The sequence below is a fragment of the Pseudomonas sp. B2M1-30 genome (assembly GCF_025447575.1).
Lineage (GTDB): Bacteria > Pseudomonadota > Gammaproteobacteria > Pseudomonadales > Pseudomonadaceae > Aquipseudomonas > Aquipseudomonas botevensis.
This window is the reverse complement of sequence record NZ_JAOEJT010000023.1, coordinates 1-12749: the sequence shown is the minus strand read 5'-3', so window position 1 is coordinate 12749 and position 12749 is coordinate 1. Positions and strand designations below refer to the sequence as shown.

Annotated in this window: 15 protein-coding genes and 1 tRNA gene; 9 read left to right on the top strand and 7 right to left on the bottom strand. The window is 58.3% G+C overall.

Going from position 1 to position 12749, the window contains the following annotated elements; all coding sequences use genetic code 11:
- Positions 1–50 precede the first annotated feature (50 nt).
- Complete coding sequence (locus N8H74_RS28030) at positions 51–872, bottom strand: cytochrome c (protein ID WP_262151962.1); 822 nt, start codon at positions 870–872, stop codon at positions 51–53.
- A 580-nt stretch (positions 873–1452) separates the two neighbouring features.
- Here N8H74_RS28030 and N8H74_RS28025 point away from each other — a divergent pair.
- The 3 genes from N8H74_RS28025 (at position 1453) to N8H74_RS28015 (ending at position 5645) form a co-directional block, all read left to right on the top strand.
- The gene (locus N8H74_RS28025; protein ID WP_262151903.1) at positions 1453–2658 is read left to right on the top strand and encodes an acetyl-CoA C-acetyltransferase; all 1206 of its coding nucleotides are present in this window, start codon (positions 1453–1455) and stop codon (positions 2656–2658) included.
- 25 nt (positions 2659–2683) lie between these two features.
- Positions 2684–4828, top strand: coding sequence for a 3-hydroxyacyl-CoA dehydrogenase NAD-binding domain-containing protein (locus tag N8H74_RS28020; protein ID WP_262151901.1), 2145 nt, complete (start codon positions 2684–2686; stop codon positions 4826–4828).
- 94 nt (positions 4829–4922) lie between these two features.
- Positions 4923–5645, top strand: coding sequence for an amidotransferase (locus N8H74_RS28015; protein ID WP_217834608.1), 723 nt, complete (start codon positions 4923–4925; stop codon positions 5643–5645).
- A gap of 72 nt (positions 5646–5717) precedes the next feature.
- Here the strand turns inward: N8H74_RS28015 and N8H74_RS28010 are convergent, their stop codons facing one another.
- The 3 genes from N8H74_RS28010 to N8H74_RS28000 form a co-directional block, all read right to left on the bottom strand.
- Positions 5718–6689 (bottom strand): magnesium and cobalt transport protein CorA, encoded by a 972-nt coding sequence (locus N8H74_RS28010; protein WP_217834607.1) that lies wholly within the window; start codon positions 6687–6689, stop codon positions 5718–5720.
- Positions 6690–6823: 134 nt separating this feature from the next.
- Positions 6824–7546 carry a 1-acylglycerol-3-phosphate O-acyltransferase gene (locus N8H74_RS28005; protein WP_262151898.1) on the bottom strand — a complete coding sequence of 241 codons (723 nt, stop codon included), beginning with the start codon at positions 7544–7546 and terminating at the stop codon, positions 6824–6826.
- Positions 7547–7766: 220 nt separating this feature from the next.
- Entirely contained in the window at positions 7767–8456 is a 690-nt protein-coding gene (locus N8H74_RS28000; RefSeq protein ID WP_262151896.1) for a crotonase/enoyl-CoA hydratase family protein, read from the bottom strand.
- A gap of 305 nt (positions 8457–8761) precedes the next feature.
- Between N8H74_RS28000 and N8H74_RS27995 the strand changes: the two genes are divergently transcribed.
- Both N8H74_RS27995 and N8H74_RS27990 read left to right on the top strand, forming a co-directional pair.
- Positions 8762–8851: transfer RNA gene (locus tag N8H74_RS27995), tRNA-Ser, on the top strand.
- 147 nt (positions 8852–8998) lie between these two features.
- Entirely contained in the window at positions 8999–9319 is a 321-nt protein-coding gene (locus tag N8H74_RS27990; protein ID WP_262151894.1) for a YbjQ family protein, read from the top strand.
- A 43-nt stretch (positions 9320–9362) separates the two neighbouring features.
- On the opposite strand, the gene N8H74_RS27985 is transcribed toward N8H74_RS27990, so the two are convergent.
- Positions 9363–9764 (bottom strand): hypothetical protein, encoded by a 402-nt coding sequence (locus N8H74_RS27985; RefSeq protein ID WP_262151892.1) that lies wholly within the window; start codon positions 9762–9764, stop codon positions 9363–9365.
- A gap of 119 nt (positions 9765–9883) precedes the next feature.
- Between N8H74_RS27985 and N8H74_RS27980 the strand changes: the two genes are divergently transcribed.
- The 4 genes from N8H74_RS27980 to N8H74_RS27965 all read left to right on the top strand — a co-directional run bounded on the left by N8H74_RS27980 (position 9884) and on the right by N8H74_RS27965 (position 11642).
- Complete coding sequence (locus tag N8H74_RS27980) at positions 9884–10072, top strand: hypothetical protein (protein WP_039769953.1); 189 nt, start codon at positions 9884–9886, stop codon at positions 10070–10072.
- Positions 10073–10399: 327 nt separating this feature from the next.
- Complete coding sequence (locus N8H74_RS27975) at positions 10400–10771, top strand: bacteriocin (RefSeq protein ID WP_262151888.1); 372 nt, start codon at positions 10400–10402, stop codon at positions 10769–10771.
- 133 nt (positions 10772–10904) lie between these two features.
- Positions 10905–11321, top strand: coding sequence for a YMGG-like glycine zipper-containing protein (locus N8H74_RS27970; RefSeq protein WP_217834602.1), 417 nt, complete (start codon positions 10905–10907; stop codon positions 11319–11321).
- A gap of 126 nt (positions 11322–11447) precedes the next feature.
- Positions 11448–11642, top strand: coding sequence for a hypothetical protein (locus tag N8H74_RS27965; protein WP_262151886.1), 195 nt, complete (start codon positions 11448–11450; stop codon positions 11640–11642).
- A gap of 62 nt (positions 11643–11704) precedes the next feature.
- On the opposite strand, the gene N8H74_RS27960 is transcribed toward N8H74_RS27965, so the two are convergent.
- Together N8H74_RS27960 and N8H74_RS27955 are read right to left on the bottom strand one after the other, a co-directional pair.
- Positions 11705–12082, bottom strand: coding sequence for a hypothetical protein (locus tag N8H74_RS27960; RefSeq protein WP_262151884.1), 378 nt, complete (start codon positions 12080–12082; stop codon positions 11705–11707).
- Positions 12075–12749, bottom strand: a 675-nt coding sequence (locus N8H74_RS27955) for an RHS repeat-associated core domain-containing protein (RefSeq protein ID WP_262151882.1), incomplete at its 5' end; no start/stop codon positions are given. The genes N8H74_RS27955 and N8H74_RS27960, both read right to left, overlap by 8 nt.

The following is a 12749-nucleotide window of genomic DNA, read 5'->3' as shown; positions in this document are numbered from 1 at the left end:
TGTGGGAGCCGGGCTTGCCCGCGAAGAGACCGGCAAGCACACCCCCGCAATCAAGGCTTAACCTTGCGCCCCGCCATATGCTTCAAATACTCCACCAGCATCTGCAAATCCCCATCCGGCAATACCTGCGCCGAAAACCCCGGCATCTTCGCCTGCGGCCATTGGCGCAAACTCTGTGGATCGCGGATATAGCGCTTGAGGAAATCCCCGCCGAAGTACTCGGTCGGGTTGTAGGGGATGTTCAGGTCCGGCCCGAACTGCGCATCGCCCGCGCCATTTAGCCGATGGCACGCCAGACAATTCTTCTGGAACAGCGCAAACCCCTGATTCACCGGATCATCGGCCTTGAGCGCGGGATCCGGCAGCAGGGCAGGGAAGCGTTCGGCCACCGGGGCCATGCGCTTGATGCTGGCGACCTCGAACGGCCACTGCTCCGGGCTGATGTTGCCGGCCTGCGGATCGGTCCACACCAGATAGAACGGCCCGGCGCTGTGCTTGCCCTCCGATAGCGGCGGCCAGGGTTGCGCCGGATCTTCGATCGCCAGCCAGGCCTTGGCGCCCTTTGTATTGAGCAAGGGCGCGGCCGCCAGTTCAGCGGCAAAACCGTCCAGGGCCACCGCTTGCAGGTGATCGGCCGGTTTGATGCCGGTCAGCAGCGCCGCCATGGGCACGGCGCGATAGGTCATGTCCTTCTTGTAGGAGACATCGTTCTTGATGGTCAGGGTTTGTACCTGAGGATGCTTGAGCAATTCCTCGGTCTGCCAGGTGCGGCTGTCCGCGCCCAGCTCGAGATTCAGTTGTGCGGCGTACACGGGCATGCCCAATAACAAGGCCCCGGACAATATGAGTGCTTTCAACGGATCGCCATCCATGTCGTGGAAATGCGCAGAGCTTGGCACAGCCACGCTGGCCCGGGTAGCGGGCCAGTTATGGAGTGTGTGGCATGAGAGATACCTGCCGCTTGATCAGCCCAGCACCTTGGTCAGGTTCGGCAAGATCAACAACAGCGTCGTGGCGAAAAGAATGAGTCCTGCTTGACGGAACTTCGGTTTTTTGAACATGGCTTGACCGCCTTTTTTGTTATTTCCTGAGGCCTGCCGGCATATCCATGATGGCAAGCGATGCACTTCCTGTAGCGAACGTGAGCCTCGGCAAAACCCGACGACAACGACGTACCCCTTCACATTAGGGCCGGCGTCACACTTGGCTTAGATCCATTTCATATGTGTCTGTAGTGATTTGCGATTAAAAAGGCATGAGGCCCATTGCCAGCTTCTTTGCCGCCCTTTTGCTAGACAGCTCGCTGACCTGAACCGGTTAATCAGCCTGCCGATGACCGTCCGTCTGAGCGTCGCCGTCAACCTCATTGAGCACTGCGGTCATTGAATCCACGACCGCCCGGGCTAACAGTGAGAGTACGAAAATAACGCACCGCACAGGTTCGAGGACGTCATGACCCAAGCTTTGATTTTCGACGCGTTACGCACCCCTCGTGGCAAAGGCAAGGCCGACGGCGCGCTGCACAGCGTCAAACCGGTCAATCTGGTGGCCGGTCTGCTGACTGCCCTGCACGCGCGCACGTCGCTCGACACCAGCCAGGTCGATGACGTGGTGCTCGGCTGCGTCACGCCGATTGGCGACCAAGGCTCGGACATCGCCAAGACCGCCGTGCAGGTCGCCGATTGGGATGTCAGCGTGGCCGGCGTGCAGATCAACCGCTTCTGCGCCTCGGGGCTGGAAGCGGTGAACCTCGGCGCGATGAAAGTGCGCTCCGGTTTCGAAGACCTGGTGGTGGTCGGTGGTGTCGAGTCCATGTCGCGGGTGCCGATGGGCAGCGACGGCGGAGCCTGGGCGCTGGATCCGCAAACCAACCTGCACAGCCATTTCACCCCGCAAGGCGTGGGCGCCGACCTGATTGCCACGCTTGAAGGCTTCAGCCGCGAGGACGTCGATGCCTACGCGCTGCACTCGCAACAGAAAGCCGCGCGGGCCCGGGCCGACGGTTCGTTCAACAAATCGCTGGTGCCGGTGCAGGACCAGAACGGCATTATCCTGCTCGATCACGATGAGTTCATCCGCGCCGAATCGACCCTGGAAGGCCTGGGCAAACTCAAGCCGAGTTTCGAAATGATCGGCCAGATGGGTTTCGATGCCACGGCGCTGCGGGTCTACAGCCACGTCGAACGGATCAACCATGTCCACACACCGGGCAACAGCTCCGGCATCGTCGACGGTGCGGCGCTCATGCTGATCGGCTCCGAGGCCAAGGGCCGCGCGCTCGGCCTGCAACCCCGGGCGCGGATCGTCGCCACGGCGGTCACCAGCACCGACCCGACCATCATGCTCACCGGCCCGGCGCCGGCCACGCGCAAGGCGTTGGCGAAGGCCGGGCTGCGGGTCGAGGACATCGACCTCTTCGAGGTCAACGAAGCGTTTGCTTCGGTGGTTCTCAAATTCATCAAGGACATGGCTGTCGATCCGGGGAAGGTCAACGTCAACGGCGGCTCGATCGCCATGGGCCATCCGCTGGGCGCCACTGGCTGCGCAATCCTCGGCACCTTGCTCGATGAACTGGAAGCCCGCCGTCTGCGCTATGGACTGGCGACGTTGTGTGTCGGCGGCGGCATGGGCATCGCCACCATCATCGAACGCCTCTGAGCAGCGGACTTTAAGGAAAACTGACATGACCCAAGCCATTCGTTACGAAAAAGGCCAGGACGGCATCGTCCTTCTGACCATCGACATGCCGGGCCAGAGCGCCAACACCATGAACGCGGTGTACCGCGAAGCCATGGCCGCCTGCGTCGCACGTTTGCAGGCGGACAAGGAGGCGATTGCCGGCGTCATCATTACCTCGGCGAAAAAAACCTTCTTTGCCGGCGGTGACCTCAATGAGCTGATCAAGGTCGGCAAACCCGAAGCCAAAGCCTTCTACGACAGGGTACTGATCCTCAAGGGTCAATTGCGCACCCTGGAAACCCTCGGCAAACCGGTGGTCGCCGCGATCAATGGCGCGGCGCTCGGCGGTGGTTGGGAAATCTGCCTGGCCTGCCACCATCGCGTGGCGCTGGACGATGCCTCGGTGCAACTTGGCTTGCCGGAAGTGACCCTCGGCCTGCTGCCGGGCGGCGGCGGAGTGGTGCGCATGGTGCGCATGCTGGGTATTGAAAAGGCCTTGCCGTACTTGCTCGAAGGCAAGAAAGTCCGCCCGCAACAGGCGTTGCAGGCCGGTTTGATCGATGAACTGGCAGTGGATCGTGACGAGTTGCTGGCGAAGGCGCGAGCCTGGATTCTCGCCAATTCCGGCGCCGTGCAGCGTTGGGACGTGAAGGGCTATCAGATTCCCGGTGGTACGCCGTCCCATCCAAAAGTCGCGCAGATGCTGGCGATTGCCCCGTCGATCCTGCGCAGCAAGACTCAGGGCACTCTGCCTGCGCCGGAGAAAATCCTCTGCGCGGCGGTGGAAGGGGCGCAGGTGGATTTCGACACCGCGCACCTGATCGAAACCCGCTATTTCACTGAACTGACCACCGGTCAAGTCTCGAAAAACATGATCGGCACTTTCTGGTTCCAGCTCAACGAGATCAATGCCGGCGGATCGCGGCCGCAAGGTTTTGCCCCTTATGTGACGCGGCGGGTGGGCGTGCTCGGAGCCGGGATGATGGGCGCCGGCATCGCTTATGTCAGCGCCTCGGCCGGGATCGACGTGGTGCTCAAGGACATCAACCTCGCGGCGGCCGAGAAGGGCAAGGCGCACTCGGCGGCGTTGCTCGACAAGAAAGTCGCTCGCGGCCAGTTATCCCCGCAACAGCGGGATGCGGTGCTGGCGCGAATCCACGCAAGTGAAAGTGATGCCGATCTGGCGGGTTGCGACCTGATTATCGAAGCGGTGTTCGAAGACCGCGAACTCAAGGCCAAAGTCTCGGCGGCGGCCCGGCAAGTCGTCGGCGCCGATGCGGTGATTGCCTCCAATACCTCGACGTTGCCGATCACCGGACTGGCCACCGCCGTGCCGGATCCGAGCAAATTCATCGGCCTGCATTTCTTCAGTCCGGTGGAAAAAATGCCGCTGGTGGAGATCATCAAAGGCGCGCAGACCAGCGACGAAACCCTGGCCCGTGGCTTTGATTTCGTCCTGCAAATCAAGAAGACCCCGATTGTCGTCAACGACAGTCGCGGCTTCTTTACCTCGCGGGTGTTCGGCACCTTCACCAATGAAGGCATCGCCATGCTCGGCGAGGGCATCAGTGCGCCAATGATCGAAACCGAAGCGCGCAAGGCCGGGATGCCCATCGGACCACTGGCGATCTCTGACGAAGTTTCCCTCAGCCTGATGAGCCATATCCGTCAGCAAACGGCCAAAGACCTGCAAGCGGAAGGGAAACCGCTGATAGATCACCCGGCATTTGCCGTGATTGACTTGCTGCTCAACGAATTCAAGCGTCCGGGCAAGGCGGCGGGCGGCGGTTTCTACGATTACCCGGCGGGAGGGCAGAAACACCTGTGGCCGGAGTTGAAAAGCCGTTTCGAGAAGGCTGACGGGCAGATTTCGCCCAAGGATGTGCGGGATCGATTGCTGTTCGTGCAGGCCATTGAAACCGTGCGGTGCGTGGAGGAGGGCGTGCTGACGTCGACGGCGGATGCCAACGTCGGTTCGATCTTCGGCATCGGGTTCGCGGCCTGGACCGGCGGCGCGCTGCAATTCATCAATCAGTACGGGGTGAAGGATTTTGTCGCCCGTGCCCAGTACCTGGCCGAGCAGTACGGCGAACGATTCACACCGCCGGCCCTGTTGCTGGAAAAGGCTGCGAAGGGCGAGTTGTTCTAACGGGTCGGGGAGCATCTCGGGGCTTGCCTTGCCGGGGTATTTCGAGGCAGGCTCTGGGGTGTTCATTATTCCCATCATGTGTCAGGTATTTTTTATGTCGCTACGCATCTGCATTCTGGAAACCGACATCCTGCGTCCGGAACTGGTCGATCAATATCAGGGTTACGGGCAGATGTTCCAGCGCCTGTTCTCGCAACAGCCGATCGCCGCCGAGTTCACGGTGTACAACGTGATGCAGGGTGAATACCCGAGCGATGACCTGACTTTCGATGCGTATCTGATCACCGGCAGCAAGGCCGACTCGTTCGGCACCGATCCGTGGATCCAGACTCTCAAGCAATACCTGCTGACCCGCTATGAGCGTGGCGACAAACTGCTGGGCGTGTGCTTCGGCCATCAGTTGCTGGCGCTGCTGCTGGGCGGCAAGAGCGAGCGTGCGACCCAGGGCTGGGGCGTCGGCACCCACAATTACAAGCTCGCGGCGAAGGCGCCGTGGATGAGTCCGGTGCGGGAAGAACTGACGTTGCTCATCAGTCACCAGGATCAGGTCACTGCGCTGCCGGAAAACGCCACGGTGATTGCCTCCAGCGATTTCTGCCCGTTTGCGGCGTACCACATCAACGACCAGGTGCTGTGCTTCCAGGGGCATCCAGAGTTCATCCACGATTACTCGCGGGCGCTGCTGGACTTGCGTCAGGAAGCGTTGGGCGCACAGATCTACAGCAAAGGCGTGGCCAGCCTGGAGCAAGAGCACCATGGCGCGACCGTCGCGGAATGGATGATGCGGTTTGTGGCGCACAAGCCGGAAACGGTTTGACGCTTTGCGAGCAGGCTGATTTCCCTGGAGGATTGGCCTGCTCGCGACTTCTGCGGACGTCTCGGCGTGGAACTACAACCACCCCGATTTCTTGAAACTCGCCCACAACCCCGTACAGCCCACCGCGATAAATCCCAGCACGGCAAAATAGCCGTAGTGCCAGCTCAGTTCCGGCATGTTCTGGAAGTTCATCCCGTAGATCCCCGCCACCGCCGTGGGAAACGCCAGAATCGCCGCCCACGCAGCAAACTTGCGTTGCACCACGCTTTGGCGTGACGCCTCCAGCAATACACCGACTTCGATGGTCTGGCTGGCGATTTCCGCCAGCGTCGTCAGGTCTTCCATCTGCCGCGTCACGTGGATCTGCACATCGCGAAAGTACGGACGCATGTTCTTGTCGATGAAGGGGAAGTTGAGTTTTTGCAGCTCCTCGCCGATTTCCACCATCGGTGCCGCGTACCGGCGCAGGCGCACAACGTCCCGGCGCAGACCGTGCAGTTTCTGAATGTCATGTTCATTCAGGGCGCTGCACAATACGTTGCGTTCCAGTTCATCGATTTCGGCATGAATCGCTTCGCCCACCGGTTGGTAGTTTTCGATCACGAAATCCAGCAGGGCATACAGTACGAAGTCTTCCCCGTGTTCCAGCAACAGCGGACGCGCCTCACAGCGTTGACGGACATGGGCGTAGGACGCCGAGTGCCCGTTGCGCGCGGTGATGATGTAGCCCTTGCCGGCGAAAATATGGGTTTCGATAAACTGCAGGACGCCGTGCTCGCGCACGGGTGAGTAAGTGACGATGAACAAGGCGTCGCCGAAGGTTTCCAGCTTCGGGCGACTGTGTTTTTCCAGGGCGTCCTCAATCGCCAGTTCATGCAGGTTGAACTGACGTTGCAGGTTGTTCAGTTCCTGGGCATTCGGCTCTTCCAGGCCGATCCAGACGAAATGGCCGGTCTTGGCGGCCCAGGCGGCGCCTTCGTCGAGGGAAATATTGGTGACCTTTTTACCGGCGCTGTAAACCGCAGCAGCAACAACTCGACCCATGGTGGTGATTCACTTCTTCTTGGCAGATGGCAGGGGATACAAGGCTTCAGCTTAGCCGTGTCGCTGCTTGAGAGTCAGTGAAATCTGCGCAGTTCACCCGGTAAAAGAAAACCCGCACAAGGCGGGTTTGATTTTCATGCAGCCTGTAGCTGCTGATCCATCGCGGCGATGCATTCGCGCATCTGCTCGCGGCATTGAGTGATGAGCATGGGCATGTCGTCCATGGTCAATCCGGCGGTAGGAATCGCCGGCAGCGAACGTATGAGAATTTTCCCGCTGCGCCAGCGGTTCAGACGCATGTGCTTGATGTAGCTGCTGACACACACCGGTACGATCGGCACACCAGCGGCGATGGCCATCTGGAACGCTCCTTTCTTGAACGGCAGCAGTTCTTCGCCAAGGTTGCGTGTGCCTTCCGGGAACACCCAGATCGAGGTGTCTTCGTGTTGCAAGGTCTGCGTGGTGGTGAGCATCGACTGGCGCGCCTTGTGTGCGTTCCCACGATCGATCAACACATTGCCGGCCAGCCAGAACAACTGGCCGAACAACGGCACCCACTTCAGGCTCTTCTTGCCGATGCACACGGTACGGCGGGGCACGACGTTGCCGAACACGAACAGATCGTAGTTGGACTGATGGTTGGCGATGATCACGCAGCTATCGGGCTTGTTCATCAGCGGACCGACATCGGCTTTCACGCGCAAACGCAGGATGCACATGGCCGGCAACGCATACAGACGCGCGCACAGTCGGCTGTTGTCCGGATTGAAGGGGCGGCAGATTCCGAGGATCACGCCCAGCACGCCAGCCAGAATAAAGTGCAGGCCCATCAACAACATACGAAACACGAACAGCATTTTTTCAGGCCCACCGGGACAAAAGGTGGCGCAGTGTACGGATGTGCACTGTTTTCGGCAATTGGCACTATAGAGCCGGGAGATGGCCGATGTTTAAGCACATGTTTCCGACTGGATGGTCAGACGCAGCCTAGAGCTGTTGCGGAGTTTTAAACCACACACGCGCAAGAAAAAGCCCGACGCGAGGGTCGGGCTTTTCTTTAGCTGAGGTGGGCAATGGTTAACCCAGATGCTCCTGATCCTGGACGATGGCATTGTCCAGGGTTTCCAGCAGTGCTTTGCGCACTTTCAGCTTGGTGTTCTTGTGGGCGGTCATGTTGATCTTTTTCAACTGACGCGCCATGGCGAGAGCGGCGCCTTGCAGCTCTTCGGCAGCGACCACTTTGTCGAGGAAGCCTGCATCCACCGCGCTTTGTGGATCGAACATCTCGCCGTTGATTACCGAACGGTGAAACGCCGAGCGACGCAGGCGATCACGGGCCAGCTCGATGCCGGCATGGTGCATGGTCATGCCGATCTGCACTTCATTCAGACCGATGCTGAACGGGCCATCGACACCGATGCGATAGTCAGCGGACAACAGAATGAAGGCACCTTTGGCCACGGCATGCCCCGGGCACGCCACAATCACCGGGAACGGGTGCGACAGCAGGCGGCGGGCAAGGGTCGAACCGGCAGTTACCAGGGACACGGCTTCTTTAGGGCCGGCAGTCATCACCTTCAAGTCATAACCGCCCGAGAGAATGCCCGGCTGGCCGGTGATGATCACAATGGCACGATCCGCCACCGCCTGATCCAGCGCCGAGTTGAATGCCGCAATCACATCCGGGGAAATGGCATTGACCTTGCCGTTGCTCAGAGTCAGGGTCGCGATACCGTCTTCGAGGTGGTAGGAAATCAACTCGCTCATGACGCTATTCCTTGTAAGAAAGATGGAGCAGACGTTACCCATCGACGCAGGTCAGGTAAAGCGCCATGACTGACCCACCAGTCACCCTTTACCGGCCTCTCCAGCGCAGCGCTCCACGGGGCTGACACTTTCCCTTCTATAGTGAAGGCTCGCGCCTACCGAAGATTGGCCGGTTTGCCATGGCCGAGCCTCAGAGAAACCTTTTTGCTTTAACCGCATGAAAATTCTGAAAAAAAGTTTGCCATCGGAAAAGCTTTCGACTACATTAGCGCGCCTCGACAGACAGAACATGTTTGAAGAGATACGGTGAAGTGTCCGAGTGGCTTAAGGAGCACGCCTGGAAAGTGTGTATACAGGAAACTGTATCGAGAGTTCGAATCTCTCCTTCACCGCCAAATTTGATTACCAGAAACCCCTGATTTCGAGAGAATCAGGGGTTTTTGCGTTTAAGGCAGGATTTTTTCAGATCGGTATCACTGATCCGCGCTAAAGGCTTGTGCCTTACAATCGCGGCTTTTCTGCCTCTATAAAGGAATGCGTCCATGATTATCTCGACCACTCATGCCATCGAAGGCCGGCAGATTACGGCTTATCTGGATATTGTAAGTGCTGAATCGGTGCAGGGCGTCAACGTGATCCGTGACATGTTTGCTGGTATGCGCGACTTTTTCGGTGGGCGGTCGCAGACGTTGGAGCGGGCGCTGAAGGAAGCGCGGGTCCAGGCGACGGATGAGATCAAGGAAAGAGCCCGCGCGTTGCAGGCGGATGCAGTCGTTGGAGTCGATTTCGAGATCAGCATGCCTGCCGGCAAGGGCGGCATGGTTGTGGTGTTTGCGACCGGCACCGCAGTCAAATTGCGTTGAAGGCGTGTGAGCCCGCTCAGGTGAGTGGGCTCAGTACTGTCGATCAGCCTTGCGGTTTAAGCAGGACAGTGCCTCTCGAGTCGTAGGTCAAAGGCGTGTCTATGGCAACCAGAGGGGGCGTATCGCTGGGTTGGTCCGGTTGGGCGGGCTGGCTCGGATGGTAGATGACGCCCGGTTGCAGCACGGGTTTGTCCGGGTAGGTGATGGTGATTTCACCTGAAGCGATCTTTTCCTTGAATTTTTCCGCTGCGGCTTTGCCGGCAGCGATTTGTTCGTCCGTGAGCTTTACAACGGGCATGTTCGGAAATCCTTTGAGTTCCATGTTCTCTCCTTGAGATTCATTGCGCTGGAAGAAGGGCAACGGCCATTCGCCGGAAATCTTTAACCGCGCTCGATCAACGGCGCCATCATCGCGTTTATTTTGCGTAGGCCATTCGTCGGGCATCCGGCAATCTGAATCACGAGTCCAGGAATGACCAACTAGTCTGAAAATTCTTGGAGGTCGATATTTTTTCAGGCAAAAAGGCTTGCCGGTGTCGACCCGCTTTTGAAAGGGGCGAAGAGATGACTGATCCGTATATCGAAGACGACGGCGCTGAGTTTTCATTCAACAACTGCGTGCGCTGCGGCCAGACCGAGTATCAGGCGGGGTTTGGCGAGGATCCGGTTCAGACCGGCAAGATCAAGTCGACGGCACCCAAAGGCCCGAAGGCAAAATTTCTGCCCAAGGTGACGACGCGCTCCAGAAAGTGATTTGAGTGGCAAGAGGAACCCCGTCCTGAGGCGGGGTTTTTTATTGGGCTCAGGTCGGGATTTTTTCCTACGGATGAAGACGACGGGTCTGTTTTTTTTCACAAACTTTTCACACCGGCCGACGTAGGGTGAAGCCATCCGTTAGAAAGCAAGTCTCCAGCCCGTCTCCCCAGCGGGCTTTTTTTTGCCCGGGATAAAACCTTTTCAATAATCGCTGTCAAATCGGCGCCGATTGCGCTGTGGCGCCGGATATTGTCTGGACTTTGTCGCTGCACTGGCATTCAATCTGCGCCCTTTTTGTCATCCCTATTTGTTGAGGTTTTCGTCATGCGTTTAACTCTGCCTGCTCTGGTTCTGGGCCTCCTGGTTGCTCAAGGTGCGATGGCTGCCGGTGATGGTACTGCTGCACTCGGTGGTGGCCTGGGTGGTGCGCTGGGTAATGTGGTTGGCCAGAAAATGGGTGGCAGCACCGGTGCGGCGATTGGTGCCGGTGTAGCGGGCGCGGCCGGTAGTGCGATGGCCGCGAAGAAGGGCGCCCGTACCAAGGCTGCCATCGGCGGCGGTGTCGGCGCGGCAGGTGGTTCGGTGATCGGTAACAGCCTGGGCGGCAAGACTGGCGCCACCATCGGTGCTGGCCTGGGCGGCGCAGCCGGTGGCGCGGTGGGCAGCAATCTGTCCAAGGGTCACAAGCGTCACTGATCCTTGTTGCGCGTCTGAAGAGGCCCGGCTTATGCCGGGCCTTTTCGTTGGTGAACGTTTTGCGTGATTGCGCCTCCAAACTGCATAGCGCCCGGTGGGCGTACTGTCCCGTTTCGGGAACTGTGAGGTTCATATGCGATTGACATTATCCGCACTGGTTCTTGGATTACTGATGGCCCAAGGCGCCATGGCCGCCGGCGATGGTTCGGCTGCGGTCGGTGGTGGACTTGGCGGCGTACTCGGCAATGTCGTGGGTGGACAGCTTGGCGGCAGCACTGGCGCGGCGGTGGGTGCCGGGGTCGGCGGCGCGGCGGGCGGCGCGGTCGGCGCGAATAAACATAATCGCACCGAAGCTGCGATTGGTGGCGGGCTTGGCGCGGCCGGAGGTTCGGTGGTCGGCAACAGCCTGGGTGGCTCGACCGGCTCCGCCATCGGAGCAGGCCTCGGCGGCGCAGCAGGTGGGGCTGTAGGCAACAATCTGGGTGATGATGGCGGCAAGTCGCACTCGGGTGGTGGTCACAAACACAAACATAAGAATCGGCATCGGTGACGGGATGTCGAGTTATCGGAAACCCGGCCTGGTGCCGGGTTTTTTGTGGCTGATCAGAAGGCATTGGAACGATTGAGGGCTAGGCTTTTCGAACGATATGCCGTTTTGAAGAGATCGAGGTGTGTCATGAAATCTGAAGCTGATGACAAGGAAGAGCTGGAGTCGGAAGAACTCAACGACCCGGGAAATGAGGATCCGGGGTCGTTGATGGATGATGCTACCGTACCGTTGATTGAAGATGAGACACCGGAGTATCCGTTGCCTTCGCCGACTGATTCGTTGGGGCGGGATCAGGTTCCATCAGATGAAGATGTAGGCTGAGAGTTAATCAGCATTTTGCTCTGTATTCCTTGATCCCTAGCACCCCATGCTAGTGCGCTAGTTCATACGAACGATACGTTGATTCGATCTGCTATGACTTTCACGTAGCGTTCATTCAGGCTTGGATAGTCGTAATGAATTTCTTGCTCAGGAAAGTCAACGAATGACTGAAGGTTATCTCCGTTGAGATATCCGTAAATAGCACAGGAGAAGCCTTCGCCTATTGGATCTATACCTATCCGTTCATCATTTGAAATCTCTGCGTATCCTGCATCAGGAAGCACTATTTCTAGCTCCACCTTGTACGTTTTTCCAACTTCAATTTGATGCGGGCAATAACTAGTGAAGCACCTGACTTTGATGCCGCTGATAAGCAACACGACAAGCTCGTCTACGAGGCTGTCAATTTCGATTAAGGTCGCCGAGTACTCTTTAGTCATGAGTAGAGGTGACCTCCTTATTTTTCGCATCTCTGTTTATGGTTCTCCAGAAATCCTTTCCGCTTTTGGTATGCAAGGTGGTTATTTCCTGCTTGTCGTTTGTCCCAACAAAAGCAAATTTTGACTCACCTTTTTTGTTATTTCCCATCAGCATAAAAAAGCCAGATCGCTGGTGCTCCTTGTACTCATAACGTACATGCGTGCCCAGATTGACCACATCACGCGCGATAAGCAGGTAGTCATCTTTACTCAAAGCCTTGAACTCCGCTCCGTGTTTTTCATAGTGTTCAATTAGCTTTCCTTCACTGCCAAAGTTGTAAGGACGATTTTTTGGCTGTGGGGCCGCCGGTTCTCCCCTATCTGTAACCGAACTGTCAACCGTATCCGGCACCGCACAACCCGTCTTTCCCGGCGGAGGACAGTTGGCGTTCAATCCCAACGGATCCACCCAACCCGTCGGATTCGGTACGTACCGGTACTGATTCAACCCGCCCGCCAGCTTCACCGGGTCCGGCGTCAGATAGCGTCCGGTGTCCGGGTCGTAGTAGCGATGCCGGTTGTAGTGCAGGCCGCTTTCAGCGTCGAAGTATTGGCCCTGGAAGCGCAGCGGCTGGTCGAGGTAGTCGTGGGCGGCCAGTTCGAGTGCGGCGATTTTGCCGTAGGCGTC

Coding starts and splice junctions, on each gene's coding strand:
- N8H74_RS27965 (WP_262151886.1), top strand. CDS start 11,448: ATGAAATCTGAAGCTGATGACAAGGAAGAGCTGGAGTCGGAAGAACTC.
- N8H74_RS28000 (WP_262151896.1), bottom strand. CDS start 8,456: ATGAGCGAGTTGATTTCCTACCACCTCGAAGACGGTATCGCGACCCTG.
- N8H74_RS28010 (WP_217834607.1), bottom strand. CDS start 6,689: ATGGGTCGAGTTGTTGCTGCTGCGGTTTACAGCGCCGGTAAAAAGGTC.
- N8H74_RS28025 (WP_262151903.1), top strand. CDS start 1,453: ATGACCCAAGCTTTGATTTTCGACGCGTTACGCACCCCTCGTGGCAAA.
- N8H74_RS27980 (WP_039769953.1), top strand. CDS start 9,884: ATGACTGATCCGTATATCGAAGACGACGGCGCTGAGTTTTCATTCAAC.
- N8H74_RS28015 (WP_217834608.1), top strand. CDS start 4,923: ATGTCGCTACGCATCTGCATTCTGGAAACCGACATCCTGCGTCCGGAA.
- N8H74_RS27970 (WP_217834602.1), top strand. CDS start 10,905: ATGCGATTGACATTATCCGCACTGGTTCTTGGATTACTGATGGCCCAA.
- N8H74_RS27990 (WP_262151894.1), top strand. CDS start 8,999: ATGATTATCTCGACCACTCATGCCATCGAAGGCCGGCAGATTACGGCT.
- N8H74_RS27975 (WP_262151888.1), top strand. CDS start 10,400: ATGCGTTTAACTCTGCCTGCTCTGGTTCTGGGCCTCCTGGTTGCTCAA.
- N8H74_RS28020 (WP_262151901.1), top strand. CDS start 2,684: ATGACCCAAGCCATTCGTTACGAAAAAGGCCAGGACGGCATCGTCCTT.
- N8H74_RS28030 (WP_262151962.1), bottom strand. CDS start 872: ATGGATGGCGATCCGTTGAAAGCACTCATATTGTCCGGGGCCTTGTTA.
- N8H74_RS27985 (WP_262151892.1), bottom strand. CDS start 9,764: ATGCCCGACGAATGGCCTACGCAAAATAAACGCGATGATGGCGCCGTT.
- N8H74_RS28005 (WP_262151898.1), bottom strand. CDS start 7,546: ATGCTGTTCGTGTTTCGTATGTTGTTGATGGGCCTGCACTTTATTCTG.
- N8H74_RS27960 (WP_262151884.1), bottom strand. CDS start 12,082: ATGACTAAAGAGTACTCGGCGACCTTAATCGAAATTGACAGCCTCGTA.